The sequence below is a fragment of the Colwellia asteriadis genome (genome assembly GCF_039523295.1).
Classification (GTDB): domain Bacteria; phylum Pseudomonadota; class Gammaproteobacteria; order Enterobacterales; family Alteromonadaceae; genus Colwellia; species Colwellia asteriadis.
This window is the reverse complement of record NZ_BAAAFA010000001.1, coordinates 56471-75608: the sequence shown is the minus strand read 5'-3', so window position 1 is coordinate 75608 and position 19138 is coordinate 56471. Positions and strand designations below refer to the sequence as shown.

Genomic DNA, 19138 nt, shown 5'->3' with positions numbered 1-19138 from the left:
TTATTTTATGGACCGAAAGCTGAGTAACTTATTTTTTAACAGCTCAAGGTAATATCTTGCTAAGGCATTTAAAGGATTTGCACCGTGTATTAGCGCAGCAGCCATAGATTCACGATAACTTAAACTTACTTGCGAGTTGCTTAATCCACCTAAGCGCATGTTAACTAAAACCTCAGGAATAAAGCTGATACGTACTTTAGACCAAACACGCAAAAGAAACTCATGATCGCCAGCTACTTTAAAGCCTTGGCTAAAGCGACCGTAGTTATCATAAACCGACTTTCTCACAAAAACGGAGGGGTGGGCAATTCGCATTTTTTGTAATAATTCATTCTTAGTTAATTGCTTACCAACGCGTTGTACTACATTCCCTTGGCTGTTAACCTGATGAATGTAACCATGACATAAGTCAGACTCTTCTTGTGTTATGGTCGCCATAACATTGCTAACGACTTGCTCATGTGCATAGCAATCATCGGCATTTAATATATGTATAACATCACCATCAGCCATGAGTATCCCTTTATTAAAAGCGTCATAAACACCCGTGTCATTTTCACTTACACATCTAAGCCCTTGTGATAAAACAAAAGCTACGGTGCCATCAGTGGAGTTTCCATCAATAATAATATGTTCTATATACTTGTAATTTTGAGCTTTAACTGAGGCTATGCAATCAGCAATGGTGTTAATACCATTTAGAACAGGTGTTATTACGGTGAGCTTGGTGTTCATATTAGTCTCTTTGTCATTGCAAGGAATAATAGCCAAATAGTATCTAGCGGAATCCTTAGGGCAGCGTTTGTAGGTCATTTTTACTGCGTTATCGCCTTTTTAGGTAACGCTACATGGATGTAGCTTATTAGACAATGCAGGCGCTTATTGTCCTGAATAACTACATTACTAAGGCTCTGCCTTGTATAAATACAAACACCAACAAAAAACTGCAAAAACAATCTCGAAAGATCAACAGTCCCTAAGTACTTTATAACATAAAGCGAAATTATTGAAATATTAGATGTTTTTTGTGTCAGCTTTCTTTACATAGTGCTTTTTTATTTCATTCTTTAAAAATACGACGTTTCTAACACTTTGTAAATAAAGTATTTATTTTTATTGGCGTAAATTATGCATAGTTCTCGGTATAATGTTTGCAGTCCATTTATATTGCACTAACATGCTGTATTGAAATGGTTAATATAATTTATAGGAGTAACATCCATGCTTAAAAGTATTCTTATTTCACTTATCACTTTATCTTCATTAGTTAATTTTGCTAATGCAGGTATTATTTCGGGTAACGCAATTCCATCATCATTAGAGGTTAACTCTAACCCTGAAAGTGATACCGATATCTTTTTATATGCAGAACGTCAAAATGTAATGCTGGGTGCAGACCTTGATGTTGATTTTCTTGCAGCAACGGGTCTTTCAGGTAGTTTGCTTGCTGGTACTACGGTGAATAGCTTTATTTTTAACTATGATGCTGTGGGTACCGACTATAGTCGTGGCTCTTTCAATGCTACGGGTACACACTTTTTCGACACTAAAATTCTTGCTGTTATCTGGACAGGAAGCAGACCTGGTGCTCAACCACAAACTGCGAAGAACTTAGGTAAAAGTGACAGTGTTTTAGGTGTTGCAGGTGTTACTTACCCAACTGACTTTTTAGGTCGTGGTTTAGAGTTAGAGGCTGACTTTTATGGTGCTAACGGTACAAATGATGTATTTACAGTATCAGGTAATCAAATAGATTTATCTTTATTTGCTAGAGCACCTTATTCTGACCAACTTAGAGTAATTACCGCAGCTAAAGTTGAAGTGCCTGAGCCTGCAGCTATTGTTTTATTTGGTACCGCGCTATGCCTATTTGGTTTTAGACGTTTTAGTAAATAATTTACTATAAGTAATATTTACTAATAGTGTATAGAAAGACCTTTTGCTGAAAAGCTTAAGGTCTTTTTTGTTTATAGCTGACTATAACTAAATTATTTGTTACTAATTCATTCAAATTCATGAAAAATACCAAATACGCTTACTATTGCCGAGGATTGATTCTATAATTTATGTATACAATACTATTAATTACTTTATAGCGAAGACTTATAATGTTTATTGCATTCTTTTATAAACAGCAAATATTTATTACTAATGTTGGTCGTTGAGTGTACTCACAACGCATAGTAGTACAAAGCATTAAAATTAAAAAGCAATTGCGCCTCACATTGTTTGTGCTCTTTTGGTGCTCTGGCTTGCTATATGCGGATGCTGTTATTGATATATTTTCTCCTGACTTATTTAATAAAGTAGAAAAAGAATATAACCAAGAAGCTAGAGAGCGTGTTGAGCAATGGCAGCAATTAGTGTTATCGGTTCAAGCTGAAAAAGAAGAAGAAAAGTTAGCGCAAGTAAATCGTTTTTTTAATCGAGTAAGATTTGTTGATGATATTCGTGTTTGGGAACAAGAGGATTATTGGGCAACTCCGATTGAATTTCTAGGAAGAAATGCAGGTGACTGTGAAGACTTTGCTATTGCAAAGTATTTTACTTTACGTGCTTTAGGTATAGCACCCGAAAAACTAAGACTAATGTATGTTCGAGCGCTCAAGCTCAAACAGTCACATATGGTATTGGCTTACTTTAAAGAGCCTGAATCCATGCCTTTAATTCTTGATAATATCAATAAACAAATACTACCTGCTAATTATCGACGAGATCTACAGCCTATTTATAGTTTTAATGCTGACGGTTTATGGGCTGCTAAAGCACAAGGTCGAGGAAGAAAAATTAAAAATAAAGGTGGGCATAGTGCATGGGAAAGTCTGATGAATAAAATTGAACATGGTCATTAGTTTATGAGTTTTATCGGGTATATTTACACTACTAATTTGCTTTATATTTATAAGGCTAATAAAGAGATAAAGAATTATGAGTTTATCTAGACAGCTTTATTTGGGATTAACGTTAGTTTTAGCTTTAGTATTTTTAGGGAGCTTATGGATTAATGTGGATAACACACGTCATTATATTGATAGCCAGTTATCATCTCATGCAAAAGACACTGCCACTTCTTTAGGGCTATCGATTAAGCCGTTTATTGGTAATCCTGATGATTTACCTATGGTCGATGGCATGATGAGTGCAATATTTGATAGTGGTTATTATCAATCGATGTTATTAAAAAATAGCAAAGGGGAAGTGATTTTAAGTAAAAATAACCCGATGACTTTTGAAAGTGTGCCTTCATGGTTTGTTAGCTTATTTCCTCTTTCACCGCCAACATCATCAACAGAGGTGCATGATGGCTGGGTAAAACCGAGCACTTTAGAAATAACTAGTCACCCCGGTATTGGCTATGAGCAGCTCTGGCAGAGTGCTGTAAAAAGTACAGGGATGATTTTAGTCTTATTTTTGATTGCCGGCACTTTAGTCTCTCTTGTACTTAAAACAATAACTACACCTATCAAAAAAGCCGCTAAACAAGCTGATGAAATCTGCCAAGGTAACTTTATTCAGGTTAATGAAATTCCAAAACCTATTGAGCTTAACTTATTTGTTAATGCGATGAATAGAATGTCTCGTATTTTACAAACCCTCTTTAATGAGTTAACTAAGCAAACTGAAAACTACCAAAAAGTCGCTTATATTGATGAGTTGACTTTACTCGCCAATAGGCGCTCTTTCAATAATCAATTCGAAGCATTACTGATCAATAAAGAGCAAAGTACAACAGGTTTTTTGATGATAATTCGTTTGTCGAACCTCGACAGTATCAATAAAGAAAGTGGCTATACCGCTGGTGATGAATATGTAAAAACAGCAGTCTCGCTTATTAATAGCACATTAAACTACTCCAAATTACTGAGTAAAAGTAATGCTTATAGATTAGCGGGTGCTGATTTTGCTGTTACTTTGCCAGATATAGACAAAGAAAATTGTCACCACCTTGCTGTTGAGTTGATGCTTAAATTTAACCAAGCTGCTAGTCAAGTTGAGGATAATACATATATGAATCATTTTGCGCATATTGGTATTACTGACTTTTCAACTGAAAATAGTATGGCTGAAGTACTTATGAAAGCTGATACGGCGTTAATGATGGCTTCATCAACAACGCAAGGTTGGGAGTTTGCCCCTAACTCGGTAATGCAACATGGTAATACATTATGGAAAGCAGAATTAGAGCAACTATTAGCTAATAAGGAGTTCAGCTTTTTTGCTCAAAACATAAAAAATAGCGCAAGTGAAGTTATTCATCAGGAGCTTTATGTACGTTTCAATCATACTGAAACGGGGGACTTAATACCTACAGGTAGCTTAATGGCTGTGGCTCAGCGCGTTAATTTAGCACATGAGTTTGATAAACTGGTTATTAATACTGTGATTCAAAAAGCGGCTGCTTTGACTGTTCCTGTCGCTATTAATATTAATTCTGCTTCATTGGCGCACTTAAGCTTTTGTCAGTGGCTAATTGATACGCTAGCAGAAAATCAACCGCTTTGTGAATTGTTCATATTTGAGATTAATGAACAAAGCTTAATTCAACATGCAAATAATGTTTGTTACTTAAGTAAGCAGCTGAAACTGTTAGGCTGCAAGGTTACCCTTGAGCATTTTGGGGCAAGTACTTCATCGTTTACTCAACTGATGAAAGTGAAGCCAGACTACGTCAAAATTGACGGCAGCTATAGTCAACAAATTGATTCATCACCTGAAAATCAGTTATTTGTGCAATCTCTAGTTAATATCGCGCACAGTTTACAGATAGAAGTTATTGCTGAATTAATTGAAAATGAAGCTCAGGAAAGCCAGCTTCAGAAATTATTTGTTGACTATTTTCAGGGCTACTTCATTGATAAACCTTTACAATGGTGATCAATAATGTGTTTAGAGTATTGATATAGCAAAGAGCTTGTTGATTTTTTATGCTATGGCATTTAGAATAATAACTATATGTACTAACTAGCTTAAGTGTTTTAAGTTAGTTAAAGGAGAAAACCATGAAAAATGTTGTATTAGGTTTAAGCTTAAGTATTGCCCTTACAAGTACTGCTTTTGCGGCAGAATCTACAGTAGGTCAAGTGACAGAAGTTGACTGTGCTAATTTTACCGAGTTACTCACAGCAGCACAAAATACTAACTTATTAGATACGGTATCTGTTTTAACAACCAGTTGCCCTAATTTTGGTGATCAAATAGTCGAACAAGCTATTGGGTTAGCACCTGCTGCACAACATCAAGAAATTATGCAGACTGTTGCTAACACAGGTGTGATGTTACCAGGCGATATTTTATTAGCTGCTATTGCTGGCGGCGGAGATGTTGCAACTTTATCAGAGCCTACAGCAGGTGGTAATTTAGCTATTGTTCCACCTTCAGGTGCCACAGCTCCTCCAATTATAGGTGGCCGAAACGGTGGCGTGATCGCGTCCGATAATTAATTCACTGAATTATTAGTTTAACTCAGCTATCAAAGGTCCTTTATAGGGCCTTTTTTATTGAATACAGGCCACATATTACTTTATACCTATGTTTTCAAACTCTATAAAAAATATTAACGTACTTTTATTTAACTGTTTTTTACTGCTTATTTTCTGGCTGCCTATCCCTTTAGGCTCTAACCGAGCTTGGGCGTGGGGCATCATAGAAGTTGCTGCTTTTTTGATGTTGGCTACTTACTTGTTGTTAGCGATTAAAACTAATGAAAACGTAGTTAACGCTTTAAAACCTTACAAGCTTTTAATTGTTAGTTTTTTACTGGTTCAGCTATGGGTTGTTATTCAATATACACCTTTGCCTAGCTCCTTAGTTTATGCGATTAGCCCTCATTTAATTGACGTTTATGGCGCACCTAAAAATGAGTTCCAAACGTTCTCTGTATCACCGAGTGATAGCTATATTGCTTCGCTGAAAGGGGTAGCCTATTTAGCGTTAATGTTACTTTCTATATTACTAGTAACAAGCGAAAAGCGTTTAAAGCAGCTTTTGCTTGTTATGGTATGTTCAGGAACTTTTCAAGCCGTTTATGGTAGCTTACAAGCCATGTCTGGTAATGAATTATCATGGATATTTGAAGTGCAAAATTCCACGATTGCTACAGGGAGTTTTATTTATAAAAATCACTTTGCGAATTTTTTATTATTATGCCTTTCAATGGGAGTTGGTTTGTTGGTTGCCAGCTTATCAAAGAATAAATTCATCAATAAAAGGGCTCAAATAAGGGAGCTTATTGGTAGTTTGTTAAAAGGGAAAGCCATTCTTCGTATTGCGCTTGCATTAATGGTTATTGGTTTAGTTATGTCACGCTCACGCATGGGCAATGCTGCTTTTTTTATCGCAATGAGTGCAACGGGGATTTTCGCTTTTATCTATTATAAGCATCGCAGCAAAGGTTTGAGTATTTTACTTGTTAGCCTATTGGTTATAGATACCTTTATTTTAGGTGCGTGGTTTGGTTTAGATAAACTAAAAACTCGTATTGAGCAAACGGCACTTAGTCAGGAAAGTCGCGACGAAGTTAATATCTATGGTTTGGAACTGATTAATGATTTTACTATAACGGGTACAGGCGCTGGAACTTTTTATACCATTTTTCCTATGGTAAAGGGCGATGATATCAAGCTGTTTTATGATCATGCTCATAATGACTATTTGCAGTTTACTATTGAATACGGTATTCCCATTACTATGTTATTGGCTGCTATTGTTTTAATGAGTTTGAAACAAACAATTTATACAATGCGGAAACGACAAAACAGCTTGATGAAGGGCACTGCTTTTGGTTGTATGATGGCAATCATTGGCATGCTTATTCATAGTAGTGTTGACTTTAATTTACAGTCACCAGCAAACGCTAGTTATTTTGTGTTGGTATTAACATTGGCGTGGCAATCTCGACATTTATTACGAGGACAAAGCCACCATAAAAAAGCTGCGCAACCGCATAATTATTAATACGTTAAACTCGATAATTTATCTTTGATAGTTATGTATCAATGACTTTATTATAGATACAATAAGGTAATCAACTTGATAAGGCCCCCAAAATGAAAAAATCTTTATTACCTAGCTTATTAGCGCTGACCATATCTTCTACATTAGTACTGCCTTTTTATGCCGCAGCAGACCAACCTAATGCAATTGACTTAGTTGGTAAAGTGTATAGTGGTGTTCATGTTATGCATATTGAAACTGACCATGAGCGTCTGATGACTGCTGATCCTAAGTCATCGTTAGACTATGGTAATGGTGCAGGTCTTGAGGTCGGCTACCGCTGGTTACCATCAACAGAATTTCGTTTTTCTTATAGTCAATTTAACTTAGAGAGTCGCAATAGTGCTTATGCTGCTTCGGATGGCTCTGCAGCGTCTGTTGATATGTTATATTTCCCAACAGAGAAAAACTTCTATCTATTAACGGGAGTTAATAGTTTAGATATTGAACAGTCACAAATCTCAGCTAATATCGGTGCAGGTTACCGCCACTACTTAAACGAACGCATGGCGTTGTATTTTGAGACCAAAGCGCACTATCAATTTTCAGAGCATTATGATGATCTTACTGCGCAGCTCGGTTTTGTGTACTTCTTTGGTGATAATGATAAGAGTCAAGCAGCCCCCGCGGCAGCTACTGCAGCAATATTAGATGCAGATAATGATGGCGTGGAAGACTCACGTGACAACTGTGCTAATACACCTATTATTGATAAAGTTGATGCGAAGGGCTGTACAGTATTTATTAATGATAAATTGTCAATTGAGCTGTTAGTTGCTTTTGATAATAACCAAGCTATTGTAAAGCCTGAATATCATACTGAAATTCAGGCAATGGCTGATTTTCTTATCGCTAACCCTGAGACGAAAATTACTATTGAAGGGCATGCGTCAACGCCAGGCATTGATAGCTACAATAAAAACCTATCTCAACAAAGAGCTGATGCTATTGTTAAAATACTGGTTAATGAATACCACATTAATGAGAGTAGGCTAACTGCTATTGGTTACGGTGAAAGTCGACTTATTAATACTGCTAATACTGAAGCAGCTCATGCCCAAAACCGTCGTATAATGGCAACGGTCTCAGTCAATAAGCGTACTGCTATTAAGCGTTAATTGGTTTTATGTTTGGAATTTAATCTGAACTCAGGTTAATTTAATCCTCAATCTTTGATTGGGGATTTTTTTCACCGTTAGTACGTTACTTTCTACTGCCTCATATTATTATCTTTTTGTTATTAAAGGTTATTTCCTTGTGCATAGTACTAATTTCTAGCTAAAAACCATTTCTGTGCATACAATATGGATACAGAAAAATTATTCGTCTTGATTAATAAGCGTTAATCAATGCAAGGAGAGTTACATGGCCAGGTTAGGATTAAAGCAAAAACTATTATTATTAGCTATTTTACCATTAACGTTATTACTTATTAGCTTGCTGGCAAGCACTTATTATATTGAGTCAAAGAATTTGAAAGTAGAGATGAATACTTTCTCGGAGCGGTTATTAGCTGATAAGCAAAACCTTTTAAAAACAGAAATTGAAATTGCAATAAAAATTATTGAATATCAACTATCCCTAGGTGAAAACGCTAAAGTGAATGATGCTTTGCGTAATGTGACCTTTGGTGATGATGGTTATTTCTTTATGTACGACACCGAAGGTGAAACAATTTTTCATGCGCTACAGCCGGAAAACGAAGGGAAAAACAGAATAGCACTTACCGACCCTAATGGTAAAAAAATTATTGTTGGCTTAATTAAGCAAGCCAAAGCTGGTGGCGGGTTTTATACCTATCATTATCAAAAACCCAATACTGATCAGTTAATCGAAAAAATTAGCTATGTTGCTATGGTGCCTAATACTAATTGGCTAATCGGTACGGGTACTTATATGGATGATATTGAGCGAGAGTTAACTAGTTATAATACTACCGCCAGAAACCACATGAAAGACAAAGCAATTAACTTACTATTAATCGCTATTTTTTGGGTGGTGTTGACCATATTGGGCGTTTTATTTGCGGCAAATACTATTGTTAAACCAATACAGCGTATGGTGATGAATTTAGATGACATTGCTAAAGGGGAGGGGGACTTAACTAAACGCCTACTAGTTGAAGGTAACGATGAAATAAGCCAACTAGGTAATTCGTTTAATTTATTTGTTGATAAACTACAAGGCATCATTAAAGACGTAACTGATGTAACTCGTGATGTTAAAGCGGCCGCTGATAATATTAACGAACAAACCAACTTGATGAAAACTCAGTTAGGTAATCACAACAATGAAACCGAACTGGTCGTAACGGCCATTACTGAAATGTCAGCAACGGCAAGTGAAGTTGCTCAAAATACAACGCAGGTAGCTGAATCGACTCAATCAGCAACAGGTGATGTTGCTAAAGCTCAAGAGTGTGTTGACTTATCATTAACAGAAGTCTCTCAGTTAATGTCTGAAATAGATACCGCAGCATCACAAATTAACTCGCTTAGTGAGCAATCTAAAAAGATCAATAGCGTGTTAACCGTTATTGGCGGTATTGCCGAACAAACTAACCTATTAGCATTGAATGCTGCCATAGAGGCAGCACGTGCCGGTGAGCAGGGGCGAGGCTTTGCTGTTGTTGCCGATGAAGTTAGAAATTTAGCAAGTAGAACACAAGAAAGTACGTTAGAAATAGGCGATATGTTATCTGAGCTGCACAAGCTTGTTTCTGATGCGGTTAGTACCATGAACTCAAGTCAGCAAAGCTGTAATCGTTCAGTGGAAAGCTCTCAAGCTATTTCAGAGAGCCTTGGGGCGGTAACGTCTTCTGTGATTGCTATTAACGATATGAGTACTCAAATAGCGACCGCAGCTATGGAGCAAAGTACAGTGACAGAAGAAATCAATCGTAATGTTTTTGCGATACAAGAAATCGTTAATGAGTTAACTACCTCTAGTGAAAATACTTCTAAAGTGAGTGACCATTTAGCTACAGAGGGCGAAACCTTAGGTAAGCTAGTTTCACAATTTAAAGTGTAATAGCATTAGTATTAATTGCTATGTAAATTGTTTATTTAATATAGCGTTAATAGCTTTTAAAAAGGACTAAGGTGTTGGCTTTAGTCCTTTTTTATATGGTATTTCTTATAGGGCCATCGGTACTTCGATACAATACTCGTTGCTGCTACAATATTTAAAAACTTAAGAGTAAATTGCACTACACTTACGCATACTGTATGCTGCACGCCCGTTCATTCTAATTGCTATCAGCATATCCTTTACTGAACTTTTTTACTGAATTCACTTTGTTTAACATAAGAGATAATTTATGAGTTTTTCTGCCCTCGGTTTATCTGAGCCACTACTTAAAGCCGTTCGAGACCAAGGGTACGATACACCATCTCCCATTCAAGCACAGGCGATTCCTGCGGTCATCTCAGGGAGAGATATTATGGCAGCAGCTCAAACCGGTACAGGTAAAACTGCTGGTTTTACCTTACCGTTATTAGAGCGCCTTTCAAGTAGTAAAGGGCCGGCTGTTAAAGCCAATAATGTTAGAGCGTTAGTCATAACACCAACACGTGAATTAGCGGCACAAGTAAGTGAGAGTATTACTAATTATGGTAAGTATTTAAATTTACATTCAACGGTAGTTTTTGGCGGGGTTAAAATTAATCCACAAATGATGCGTTTACGCCAAGGTGTTGATGTTTTGGTGGCCACTCCAGGTCGTTTGATGGATTTATATAATCAAAATGCGGTTAAGTTTAGCCAGCTAGAAGTGCTGATTTTAGATGAAGCTGATCGTATGTTAGATATGGGCTTTATTCGTGATATTAAGAAAATTATTTCAGTACTGCCTAAAAAGCGTCAAAACTTATTATTTTCAGCAACATTTTCACCAGATATTCGAGCCTTAGCTAAAGGACTGGTTAATAACCCATTAGAAATTTCGGTTAGTCCTGAAAATAGTACGGCAGAAAAGGTAACGCAGTGGCTAACAGCGGTTGATAAAAAGCGTAAACCAGCGGTATTAACGTCATTGATCAAAGAAAATAGCTGGCGACAAGTTTTGGTATTTACTAAAACCAAACATGGCGCTAATAAACTCACTAAGTATTTAGAAGAGCAGGGCTTAACCGCTGCGGCTATTCATGGTAATAAAAGTCAAGGTGCGCGTACTAAAGCGTTAGCGTCTTTTAAAGATGGTACTGTACAAATACTTGTTGCCACTGATATTGCAGCGCGCGGTATTGATATTGACTTACTTCCTCAAGTGGTTAACTTTGATTTACCTAATGTGCCTGAAGATTATGTTCATCGTATTGGCCGTACGGCTCGTGCAGGCAATACCGGACAAGCCGTTTCGTTAGTTTGTGCTGATGAGTTGAAGTTATTGTGGGATATAGAGCATGTTATTCAACAGCACATTGAGCGTAAAGTGTTAGAAGCATTTGTGCCAGTTAATGAATTAGGCGCTTCACGCCCATTGAAGCCATTAAAAGCGAAAAAACCTAAAAAATTAAAACAAGATAAGGTTGAACATAAAGATGGCCAGCGCTCTGGTGAGAATGCTCGAGGCCATCAACCGCGTACTAACCGCGGTAAACCAAATCAAGGTAAAGCCGTAAACAAAGCGAAAGCTAACAATAATCAAGCTAAAAGCGAGCAAAATAAGCCTAAAGCAAAGCCTCGACGTGCAAACCACGTTAATAATAAAAGTACAGGAAATACTTCGGCACAGCCTAACCGTAATAAATAATGAAAAGGGCTAAGTTATTGCTAACTTAGCCCTTTTCAATGTTTTGACTAACCTTTTGGTTGTAAGTAACCTAAATTGGTTAATTGCTCACTATCAAATGTATTTACCACATCGCCAATAATGACTAATGTTGGCGGCTTAATGTTATGTTTAAGCACTAAGTCTGGTAGCGTAATCAAATTACCGTGAACGATTTGTTGATCAGCGTGGGTACCATTTCTAATTAATGCTGCTGGCGTATTGGCATCACGGCCCGCATTAATCAGCTGCTTAGTAATAATAGGTAAGCTTTTAATTCCCATATAAAAAACAACTGTTTGTTCACTATCATTGAGCGATTGCCACGGTAAATCTAACTCACCATTTTCTTGTACGTGACCTGTGATTAAAGTGCAACTGCGAGAAACTTTACGGTGGGTTAAAGGAATGCCCGCATAACTACTACAGGCTGATGCAGCAGTCATACCAGGAACAATATGACAAGCAATATCATGAGAGAGTAAAAATTGCGCTTCTTCGCCACCACGACCAAATACAAAAGGATCACCACCTTTTAACCGCACTACTTTTTTGTTTTGCAGAGCATGATCAACTAATAATTGGTTTATATCTTCTTGCGGTACACGATGAGAGGCTTGCATTTTTCCAACATAAACTCTTTCGCAAGTATCAGGTAATAAAGCCATAATTTCTTGACTTACTAAACGATCGTAAATTGCTACTTCTGCTTGTTGAATAAAGCGGTATGCTTGTAAGGTAAGTAAGTCTGGATCACCAGGACCTGCGCCAACTAAGGCCACTTCACCGGCAACAAATGCTTGTTTAGTTGAATGTAAATTTTCCATGCTCTCGGTCTTTGCAATATGCTTACTTTGATTACCGTTAAGTTAGTATAACGGTAGTACTTTTCAGCTGTGGGTTTTATTGTCATATTGTTGAGTTAATACAAAAAAAGCGCCCAGGGCGCTTTAATTTATCATAACTCATGAGTAACTTAATATGTGTTAAGTTACGGCAATCATTACTTACTTAGCGCATCACCTAAATGTGGGCGAATTTCTTTTAATACGGCTCTAAGAATATGTGAGCTTGCAGCAACAATATTACCACTTTGTACATGGTTATGGCCGCCAACAAAATCAGTTACTAAACCTCCTGCTTCAATTACAAGTAATTCACCTGCGGCAGTATCCCATGGTTTTAAGCCAATTTCGAAAAAGCCATCAACACGACCAGCAGCAACATAAGCTAAGTCTAATGCTGCCGAGCCAGTACGACGCATATCAGATGATTTAAGGAATAAAGCGCTGAACATTGCCATGTAAGCCACGCTATGTTGCTTCTGCTTGAATGGGAAGCCTGTCGCTAAGATTGTACCAGACAAGTCTTTATGATTTTTAACACGAATGCGGAAGCCGTTTAGTTGAGCACCTTTACCGCGACTTGCAGTAAATAATTCACCACGGATAGGGTCAAAAACAACAGATTGATCTAATTTACCTTTTACTTTTAAAGCAATAGATACTGAAAAATGAGGAATGCCTTTGACGAAGTTGGTTGTGCCATCAAGAGGATCAATAATCCACTGATAGTCATCATCCTTACCTTTTAAAATACCTGACTCTTCACCAATAATAGTGTGATCAGGGTATGATTTACGAATAGTCTCGATTATTGCCTGTTCAGCGTTAATATCAACGTCAGTAACAAAATCGTTAGTGCCTTTTGATTCAATTTCAACTTTATCAAGTTGCTCAAAAGAGCGAACGATTACTTTACCTGCGGTGCGGGCAGCACGCACGGCAATATTTAGCATTGGATGCATAATAGAGTACCTATTTGTAAATAATTTTTAAAAGAGCAAGTGGATTTCAAGTATTCATAGATACCAGAAAATCAAGGGCGCGAATTATAGCAAAAAAAAATATAGGAAGCGACAACTATCATAAAATATTGTGTGATATTTGTGCATCAATGATTAGAGGGCCTTTATTCTCTCTATTTAGTAAATATTTTATAGAGGAAAATAAACTAGCCAATAGCAAATTACCATAGGGGAAAATCATCAATATTGGTGCTTTTCTTAGCTACAGTAGTAATCTTTTATGATAGTATAATAGCCATCTAGATGGGCTAATTAGCCTTTGTACACAATTATGTAGAGTAAATAATGTCAGATCTTCATCAAGAAAAACCAGTTAAGTCATTGTTAGACCAAGTAAGAATTGTTTTAGTGAACACCTCAGACTGTCGTAATATTGGCTCTGCAGCTCGCGCAATGAAAACTATGGGATTAAGTCAATTAATCCTCGTTGATCCCATTGAAATGCCTAATGGTCAAGCACAAGCACTTGCTGCTGGCGCAACGGATGTATTAGCTAATGCAAAAGTCGTAAGTACGTTAGAAGAAGCGATTGAAGATTGTGGATTAGTGGTTGGTACAAGTGCACGCTCACGTACTTTACCTTGGCCTATGCTTGAGCCGCGCGGTTGTGGGGAAAAGATGATTGCAGAAGCAACCGAATATCCTGTAGCGTTAGTTTTTGGTCGTGAAAGTAGTGGCTTGACTAATGAAGAACTACAACTTTGTCATTTTCATGTACAAATTCCAGCAAACCCAGACTACAGTTCATTAAACTTAGCGATGGCAGTACAAACTTTAAGCTACGAAGTAAGAACGAGTTATTTGTTAGCTCACGATCAAGCTTATCAAGAGCGTAGTACAGGTAACGGTAACTCTATTGCAAAACCAATAAGTGAAGATGATGAAGCTTACCCTGTTGTTGATGAAACCGAGCGTTTTTATGAGCACTTTGAAAAAGCGCTTAAAGCAACAGGCTTTATTGTTGAAAACCATCCGGGTTTAGTGATGACAAAATTAAGACGATTATTTAATCGCGCTCGTCCTGATGTTAAAGAGATTAAAATGATGCGTGGTATTTTGGCATCAATGGAAAGAACGGCAAAAAAATAACGATAAAATGTAAATAGGAAGGGAAGAATATGTTCAGTCGTATCAAAGAAGATATTAATAGTGTCTTTGATAGAGATCCAGCCGCACGTAATAGCTTTGAAGTTTTATTTAATTATCCAGGCTTACACGCTATTTGGTTTCACCGTCTTAGCCATAAGCTATGGCGTGCTAACTGGAAATTATTGGCGCGCTTTTTATCAACCTTTTCGCGCTGGTTAACGGGTGTTGAAATACATCCCGGTGCTACTATTGGTAGACGTTTCTTTATTGATCACGGCATGGGTGTTGTTATTGGCGGTACGGCTGAAATTGGTGACGATGTTACCTTATACCAAGGTGTTACCTTAGGTGGTACTAGTTGGAAAGCCGGTAAGCGTCATCCTACTTTAGAAGATAACGTTGTCATTGGCGCTGGTGCACAAGTATTAGGTCCTATTACTATTGGTAAAGGTGGTAAAGTTGGCTCTAATTCAGTTGTCGTAAAAGATTTACCTGCTAATGCTACTGCTGTAGGAATTCCGGGTCGTATCGTACCAGATAAAGATAGCGCTGAAGAAAACCAACAACGTGAAAAGGCGGCGAAAAAGTTTGGCTTCGATGCTTATGCTGTATCTACAGAAAACCCTGACCCTGTCGCCAAAGCTATTGGCCGCTTGCTTGATCACGTACATTTAATGGACTCACGAGTTTCAGACTTATGCAAAGAAGTTAACCGCTTAGGTGGTGATGTTTGCTCTAATAACTTACCCGAGCTAAAAGTAGGGGAGTTCGTCGAAGATGAAAAAGAAGCCGCTAAACGCCGCGAAAGTAAAATAGCTAGCTTTGATCCTGAAATTTAATTCTATTTCAAACACCTATAAATAAATGAGTAATACTTGACTAAAAAGGTCAAGTATTACTTTCTCTCTTAGTTTATAAGGTATATAATACTTGAGTAAAAGAGTCGGGTATATATTTGACTAATTTATAAGGTTATGTAAAATTGCGCGGCATTTGCCAGTTTAAACTATGTTTTGGTATTAGCGTTTGGTTGTCCTGCTAAATGATATTTTTTACCAGCTCAATAGTGAGTGTTTGAGAGCGAATTATGAAACTTACCTCTAAAGGTCGTTATGCAGTTACTGCAATGTTGGATGTTACTGTACATGCAGCACATGGACCTGTTTCTTTAGCTGATATTTCTCAGCGTCAAGGGATCTCGCTTTCTTATTTAGAGCAATTGTTTTCTCGTTTACGCAAAAAGGGCTTAGTAACAAGCATACGTGGGCCAGGTGGTGGTTACCGATTAGGTAAGTGCTCAGCTCAAATTGCTGTTGCAGATGTTATTAGTGCCGTTAATGAAAGCGTTGATGCGACTAAGTGCCTAGGAAAAGGAAATTGCCAAGATGGCGAACAATGTTTAACTCATTCGCTGTGGTTAGGCTTAAGCCAACGCATTGAAGAGTTTTTACAAAATATTACTTTAGCTGAATTAGTGTCTAAAGAAGATGTTGTAGAAGTTACCAAGCGTCAAGATGACTTACAACTCGGTGCCAAGAAAAATATAGCACTAGAAACCTTGATTACTACAAAGAATATAATGCACGACTGGTAGTTACCACCGTGCTTGTTTAACTATTATTTTAGTCGATTAGAGCTTCGGTTTTATTGGAGTTTTAGTCTGAATTACTATTGGAGAGTGTTAGCTAATGAAGCTTCCTATTTATTTTGATTACTCTGCGACAACGCCTGTTGATAAACGCGTAGCAGAAAAAATGGTTCAATACATGACAACCGACGGCCACTTTGGTAACCCTGCCTCTCGCTCACATAAGTTTGGCTGGCAAGCAGAAGAAGCGGTTGATGTTGCTCGTAATCAAATTGCTGAATTAATTAATGCTGACCCACGTGAAATTGTTTTCACTTCAGGTGCTACAGAATCGAATAACTTAGCCATTAAAGGCGCTGCTAACTTTTATAAGAAAAAAGGTAAGCACATTATAACGTCTAAAACTGAGCATAAAGCAGTACTTGATACTTGTCGTGAATTAGAGCGCCAAGGTTTTGAAGTGACTTATTTAGATCCAGAAGATAATGGTTTAATTGACTTAACTAAGTTAAATGACGCAATGCGTGATGACACCGTACTGGTGAGCATTATGCACGTAAACAATGAAATTGGTGTTATTCAAGACATTCAAGAAATTGGCGAAATGTGTCGCGCACGTAAAATTATTTTCCATGTCGATGCCGCGCAAAGTGCCGGTAAAATTAATATCGATATGCAAGCATTAAAAGTTGATTTGCTGTCAATTTCAGCACACAAAATGTACGGACCTAAAGGTATTGGTGCATTGTATGTAAGTCGTAAACCACGTGTTCGCTTAGAAGCGCAAACACATGGCGGTGGTCATGAGCGTGGTATGCGTTCAGGTACTTTAGCGACACACCAAATCGTAGGTATGGGCGAAGCTTGTCGAATTGCTAAAGAAGAAATGGCACAAGATCTTGCTCATGTTACCGCAATGCGAGACCGTTTATGGGCAGGCGTTAACTCAATGGAGCAAGTTTTTGTTAACGGTGATTTTGACAAACGTTACCCTGGTAACTTAAACGTTAGCTTTAACTTTGTTGAAGGTGAGTCGTTAATTATGGCACTTAAAGACTTAGCGGTATCGTCAGGCTCAGCATGTACATCAGCAAGTTTAGAGCCGTCATATGTACTTCGCGCTTTAGGCTTAAATGACGAAATGGCACACAGCTCAATTCGTTTTAGTTTTGGTCGCTTCACGACCACAGAAGAAATTGATTATGCAATTGAGCTTATTAAAAACTCAATTGGTCATTTACGTAACATGTCGCCACTTTGGGAAATGTTTCAAGATGGCATAGATTTAGACTCTATTGAATGGGCGGCGCACTAATACCTATTTAGGTAAGTGCTAACCAACCTAATTTAGGTTAACTAACAATTAAGCTAAGTAACTGCTGGAAGTTATTTAGCAAAGGCTAGGAGAGTATTATGGCTTATAGTGAAAAAGTAATCGACCATTATGAAAACCCACGTAACGTTGGCTCTATGGATAAAAATGATCCATCAGTAGCAACGGGCATGGTAGGCGCACCAGCTTGTGGTGATGTAATGAAATTACAACTTAAAATTTCTGATGCTGGCATTATTGAAGATGCAAAATTCAAAACTTACGGTTGTGGTTCAGCTATTGCTTCAAGTTCATTAGTTACTGAGTGGGTTAAAGGTAAATCTATTGATGAAGCTGGACAAATTAAAAATACCGCTATTGCTGAAGAGTTAGCATTACCACCAGTAAAAATTCATTGCTCTATTTTAGCAGAAGACGCTATCAAAGCAGCCATTGAAGATTACCAAAGTAAACACAGCAAATAACTCGGAGTAAAGTATGTCAGTTACCATGACGCCCGCAGCAGCTGAGCGGGTTAAATCATTCATGAGCAATCGCGGTAAAGGTGTCGGTTTACGCTTAGGCATTAAAACGACCGGTTGTTCAGGTTTAGCTTATGTACTTGAGTTTGTTGATGACTTAAATGAAGATGATAATGTTTTTACTATCGACGATGTGAAAATCATTATTGATACTAAAAGCTTAGTTTATCTTGATGGCATTGAGTTAGATTTTACCAAAGAAGGGCTTAACGAAGGCTTTAAATTTACTAACCCGAATGCCAAAGGCGAATGTGGTTGTGGAGAAAGCTTTAACGTGTAACGGTTAAGCGCTTTTTTTGGTTCAACTGCAGGTAACGAGTATAACAACGTCATACTTATACTCGCTATTTGCAATAGAGCCAAACAACAGTAACTTTAACCATCATTAACATAACTTCCGCGTTAAAACGCCTTAGGTAATAAAGTGAATTACTTCCAATTATTCGATTTACCCACAGATTTTACAGTTGATTTAAATCAACTTTCATCACGCTACCAAACCCTTCAAAAAGCAGTTCACCCTGATAAGTTTGCCCATGCTTCAGAGCAAGAGCAACGTATTGCCGTGCAAAAATCAGCTGAAATTAATGATGCTTACCAAACGCTTAAAAAACCATTGCAACGCGCAGAATATTTGCTGGTAGACCGTGGCATTGAAATGCCTAATGAGCAGCACTCATTTAGCGACACGGGGTTTTTAATGCGTCAAATGGAATTGCGGGAAATGTTAGCGGAAGTCAAATTTTCAGATAATCCAGAAGCAGCACTGAGTGCAGTACAAAATGAACTGGAAAGTGAGCATCAAAGCCTTTTTGCATTACTGCAAACACAGCTATCTGAAAATACTCCTGAAAGTAACCGTTTAGCATGCGATAATTTACGCAAATTAAAGTTTTATCAAAAACTGACTATAGAGGTGGAACGTCTCGAAGAAAGTTTATTCGACGATTAAATGGTAGTACTCATTTGGAGTAGC

General features: G+C 37.5%; 18 protein-coding genes. 15 read left to right on the top strand and 3 right to left on the bottom strand.

Annotated elements, in window-relative coordinates; genetic code table 11:
* A complete protein-coding gene (locus tag ABD005_RS00335; protein WP_343813545.1) occupies positions 1–735 on the bottom strand; it encodes a glycosyltransferase family 2 protein in 735 nt (244 codons plus the stop codon).
* Positions 736–1221: 486 nt separating this feature from the next.
* On the opposite strand from ABD005_RS00335, the gene ABD005_RS00330 reads away from it, so the two are divergent.
* From ABD005_RS00330 to ABD005_RS00295, 8 genes are all read left to right on the top strand, one after another.
* On the top strand, positions 1222–1896 hold the full coding sequence (locus ABD005_RS00330; RefSeq protein WP_343813542.1) for a PEP-CTERM sorting domain-containing protein: 675 nt from the start codon (positions 1222–1224) through the stop codon (positions 1894–1896).
* A 269-nt stretch (positions 1897–2165) separates the two neighbouring features.
* Positions 2166–2852, top strand: a complete 687-nt coding sequence (locus tag ABD005_RS00325) for a transglutaminase-like cysteine peptidase (protein ID WP_343813540.1) — start codon at positions 2166–2168, stop codon at positions 2850–2852.
* A 76-nt stretch (positions 2853–2928) separates the two neighbouring features.
* The gene (locus ABD005_RS00320; protein ID WP_343813538.1) at positions 2929–4875 is read left to right on the top strand and encodes a bifunctional diguanylate cyclase/phosphodiesterase; all 1947 of its coding nucleotides are present in this window, start codon (positions 2929–2931) and stop codon (positions 4873–4875) included.
* Between the two features lie 125 nt (positions 4876–5000).
* Entirely contained in the window at positions 5001–5441 is a 441-nt protein-coding gene (locus ABD005_RS00315; protein WP_343813536.1) for a hypothetical protein, read from the top strand.
* 88 nt (positions 5442–5529) lie between these two features.
* Positions 5530–6954, top strand: coding sequence for an O-antigen ligase family protein (locus tag ABD005_RS00310; RefSeq protein ID WP_343813535.1), 1425 nt, complete (start codon positions 5530–5532; stop codon positions 6952–6954).
* Positions 6955–7046: 92 nt separating this feature from the next.
* The gene (locus ABD005_RS00305) at positions 7047–8111 is read left to right on the top strand and encodes an OmpA family protein (RefSeq protein ID WP_343813533.1); all 1065 of its coding nucleotides are present in this window, start codon (positions 7047–7049) and stop codon (positions 8109–8111) included.
* Positions 8112–8358: 247 nt separating this feature from the next.
* Positions 8359–10023, top strand: a complete 1665-nt coding sequence (locus ABD005_RS00300) for a methyl-accepting chemotaxis protein (RefSeq protein WP_343813531.1) — start codon at positions 8359–8361, stop codon at positions 10021–10023.
* A 289-nt stretch (positions 10024–10312) separates the two neighbouring features.
* Positions 10313–11746 carry a DEAD/DEAH box helicase gene (locus ABD005_RS00295; RefSeq protein ID WP_343813529.1) on the top strand — a complete coding sequence of 478 codons (1434 nt, stop codon included), beginning with the start codon at positions 10313–10315 and terminating at the stop codon, positions 11744–11746.
* A gap of 47 nt (positions 11747–11793) precedes the next feature.
* Here the strand turns inward: ABD005_RS00295 and cobA are convergent, their stop codons facing one another.
* Positions 11794–12591 carry a uroporphyrinogen-III C-methyltransferase gene (gene cobA / locus ABD005_RS00290; RefSeq protein ID WP_343813527.1) on the bottom strand — a complete coding sequence of 266 codons (798 nt, stop codon included), beginning with the start codon at positions 12589–12591 and terminating at the stop codon, positions 11794–11796.
* A gap of 176 nt (positions 12592–12767) precedes the next feature.
* A complete protein-coding gene (gene suhB, locus ABD005_RS00285; RefSeq protein ID WP_343813525.1) occupies positions 12768–13571 on the bottom strand; it encodes an inositol-1-monophosphatase in 804 nt (267 codons plus the stop codon).
* 381 nt (positions 13572–13952) lie between these two features.
* On the opposite strand from suhB, the gene trmJ reads away from it, so the two are divergent.
* The 7 genes from trmJ to hscB all read left to right on the top strand — a co-directional run bounded on the left by trmJ (position 13953) and on the right by hscB (position 19114).
* Positions 13953–14720 (top strand): tRNA (cytosine(32)/uridine(32)-2'-O)-methyltransferase TrmJ, encoded by a 768-nt coding sequence (trmJ, locus tag ABD005_RS00280; protein ID WP_343814831.1) that lies wholly within the window; start codon positions 13953–13955, stop codon positions 14718–14720.
* 29 nt (positions 14721–14749) lie between these two features.
* The gene (gene cysE, locus ABD005_RS00275; RefSeq protein WP_215981667.1) at positions 14750–15559 is read left to right on the top strand and encodes a serine O-acetyltransferase; all 810 of its coding nucleotides are present in this window, start codon (positions 14750–14752) and stop codon (positions 15557–15559) included.
* A 248-nt stretch (positions 15560–15807) separates the two neighbouring features.
* Positions 15808–16314: a Fe-S cluster assembly transcriptional regulator IscR gene (gene iscR / locus ABD005_RS00270; RefSeq protein WP_215981666.1), complete on the top strand. Its 507-nt coding sequence runs from the start codon at positions 15808–15810 to the stop codon at positions 16312–16314.
* A 94-nt stretch (positions 16315–16408) separates the two neighbouring features.
* Complete coding sequence (locus ABD005_RS00265; RefSeq protein ID WP_215981665.1) at positions 16409–17623, top strand: IscS subfamily cysteine desulfurase; 1215 nt, start codon at positions 16409–16411, stop codon at positions 17621–17623.
* 98 nt (positions 17624–17721) lie between these two features.
* Positions 17722–18105 (top strand): Fe-S cluster assembly scaffold IscU, encoded by a 384-nt coding sequence (gene iscU, locus ABD005_RS00260; protein ID WP_215981664.1) that lies wholly within the window; start codon positions 17722–17724, stop codon positions 18103–18105.
* 13 nt (positions 18106–18118) lie between these two features.
* Positions 18119–18442 (top strand): iron-sulfur cluster assembly protein IscA, encoded by a 324-nt coding sequence (gene iscA / locus ABD005_RS00255; RefSeq protein ID WP_215981663.1) that lies wholly within the window; start codon positions 18119–18121, stop codon positions 18440–18442.
* Between the two features lie 144 nt (positions 18443–18586).
* Complete coding sequence (hscB, locus tag ABD005_RS00250) at positions 18587–19114, top strand: co-chaperone HscB (protein ID WP_215981662.1); 528 nt, start codon at positions 18587–18589, stop codon at positions 19112–19114.
* Positions 19115–19138 lie beyond the last annotated feature (24 nt).